General features: G+C 76.8%; 1 protein-coding gene. It reads right to left on the bottom strand.

Annotation, left to right across the window (positions count from 1 at the left end):
- On the bottom strand, positions 1–2,866 hold a 2,866-nt coding region (locus tag HUW36_RS29855), incomplete at both ends, for an Lhr family ATP-dependent helicase (protein WP_281357575.1).

Genomic DNA, 2,866 nt, shown 5'->3' on the forward strand with positions numbered 1-2,866 from the left:
GTAGCGGGTGCGCGGCGCCGACGGCCGGGACCGGTGCGCCCCTCCGGCGCCCAGCGCCGCGCGCAGCGGAGCGAGCGTGTCGTTGGTGAGGTGGCCGGCCCAGACCAGGTCCCACACCGCGGCCGACAGGGCGGCGTCGTCGGTGGAGCCGACCCGGTCGGAGAGCGAGCGGAAGAACAGCGCCTGCCCGTCGCCGAGCGCGTCGAGCACGGACTCGTGCAGCGGGGTGAGCGTCAGCGCCTCGTCCGGCGGCGGCAACAGCAGCGGCGCGACGTCGGCGTACGCGAGCGCCACCCACCCGTCGCCGCCGGAGATCGCGCCCGCGCCGGCCCAGACCACCTCGCCGCCGGCGCACAGCTCGTCGAGCTGGGCGGGCGAGTAGTCGGCCACCCGGGCGGGCAGCACCAGGCGTTCCAGCGCGGACGCCGGCACGGTCGCGCCCTGCAACTGCTCGACGGTCGCGGCGACCGCCTCGACCCCACGGGCCGACGAGCCGACCTGCTGCCAGCGGGGCAGGAACGCGGCCAGCGCCCGGGGCGGCACCGGCTCGATCTCCCGCCGCAGCGCCGCGAGGGAGCGGCGGCGCAGCAGCCGCAGCACCTCGGCGTCGCACCACTGCGTGCCCACGCTGTCCGGCGCGAACTCGCCGGAGACCACCCGACCGTTGCCGGCGAGCCGGCGCAGCGCCTGCTCGACCACGAACACGCCGAGGCCGAACCGGGCCGCGCAGGTGGCCGCCGCGAACGGGCCGTGGGTGCGGGCGTACCGGGCGACCAGATCGCCGAGCGGGTCGGCAACCGGGGCCAGGTAGGCCTCGGCGACACCGACGGGCAGCGCCACGCCGAGCGCGTCGCGCAGCCGGGCCGCGTCCTCGACGACCACCCAGCGGTCCTCGCCGGCGATCCGCACGCGCAGCACGCGGCGGGCCGCCGCCAGCTCCTCCGGCCACGCTTCCGGCACCCCCCGCTCGGCCAGCTCGGCGCTGCTCAGGTCACCGACCACGCGGAGCAGCTCGACCACGTCCTCGGCGTCGCGGGGCCGGCGCTGGTCGGTGCGCCACCGCAGTTGGCGTTCGGTCTCGGCGAGCACGGCGGGGTCGAGCAGCTCCCGCAGGTCGACGCGGCCGAGCAGCTCGCCGAGCAGCCCGGAGTCGAGGGCCAGCGCGGCGGCACGTCGCTCGGCCAGGGGCGCGTCGCCCTCGTAGAGGAACGCCCCGACGTAGCCGAAGAGCAGCGACCGGGCGAACGGGGACGGGCGCTCGGACTCCACCTCGACCAGGCGCACCTTGCGGGCGGCCAGGTCACGCATCAGGTCGGCCAGCGCCGGTTGGTCGAAGACGTCCTGGAGGCACTCCCGGGCGGCCTCCAGGGTGACCGGGAAGTCGGCGTACTCGCGGGCCACGTCGAGCAGCTGCGCGGCGCGCTGGCGCTGCTGCCAGAGCGGCTGCCGGCGGCGTGGGTCGCGGCGGGGCAGCAGCAGCGACCGGGCCGCGCACTCGCGGAACCGGGAGGCGAACAGCGCCGAGGTGCCGACGGACTCCTCGACCAGCTGGGCGATCTCGTCCGGCTCGAAGACCACCACGTCGGCGCCGGGCGGCTCGTCGGCGGTGTCCGGCAGCCGCACCACGATGCCGTCGTCGGAGGGCATGACCTGGGCGTCCACGCCGTAGCGCTCGGCCAGGCGGCGGCCGATGGCCAGCGCCCACGGGCCGTTCACCCGGGCGCCGAGCACCGAGTGCACGGCGAACCGCCAGTCGCCCAGCTCGTCGCGGAAGCGCTCGACCACCACCGTCCGATCGTCGGGCAGCGCGCGGGTGGCCGCCTTCTGCTCGCGCAGGTAGGTCATCAGGTTGCCGGCGGCCCAGTCGTCCAGCCCGCCGGCGCGCAGTGCCGCCACCGCGTCGGCGTCGGACTGCCGCAGCAGCGCCCGGACCCGGGCGCCGATCGCCCGCCCCAGCTCCACCGGTCGGCCGAGCTGGTCGCCCTTCCAGAACGGCATCCGGGCGGCCTGGCCGGGGGCGGGGGAGACCAGCACCCGGTCGGGGGTGATCTCCTCGATCCGCCAGGACGACGAGCCGAGCAGGAACACGTCGCCGACCCGGGACTCGTAGACCATCTCCTCGTCCAGCTCGCCGACCCGCGCCGCCCGTTCGGCGCCGGCCAGGAAGACGCCGAACAGCCCTCGGTCGGGGATGGTGCCGCCGCTGGTCACGGCGAGCCGTTGGGCGCCGGGCCGGCCGGTCAGCACGTCGGTGGCCCGGTCCCAGACCAGGCGGGGCCGCAGCTCGGCGAACGCGGTGGACGGGTAACGCCCGGAGAGCATGTCGAGCACCGCGTGCAGTGCCGAGTCGGGCAGCTCGGCGAAGGGCGCCGCGCGCCGGACCAGCACGGCCAGGTCACCGAGCTGCCACGGCTCCAGCGCCACCATGGCGACGATCTGCTGGGCCAGCACGTCGAGCGGGTTGCGCGGGTAGTGCAACTCCTCGATCGCGCCCGCACCCATCCGCTCGGCCACCACCGTGCAGGAGAGCAGGTCGCCGCGGTGCTTGGGGAAGACCACGCCGCGCGACACGGCGCCGACCTGGTGCCCGGCCCGGCCCACCCGTTGCAGCCCGGCCGCGACGCTCGGCGGCGCCTCGATCTGCACCACCAGGTCGACCGCGCCCATGTCGATGCCCAGCTCCAGGCTGGAGGTGGCCACCACGGCGGGGAGCTGGCCGGACTTGAGCGCCTCCTCGATGTGCTTGCGCTCCTCCCGGGAGACGCTGCCGTGGTGCGCCCGCGCGATCACCGGGGGCGCCCCGGCCGCCGCGCCGGACTGCGCCATCACCTCCGCCGGCTGCCGGGGCGCGCGCACCGGCCCGACC

This window comes from Micromonospora maritima (genome assembly GCF_902825405.1).
GTDB classification, from domain to species: Bacteria; Actinomycetota; Actinomycetes; order Mycobacteriales; family Micromonosporaceae; genus Micromonospora; species Micromonospora maritima.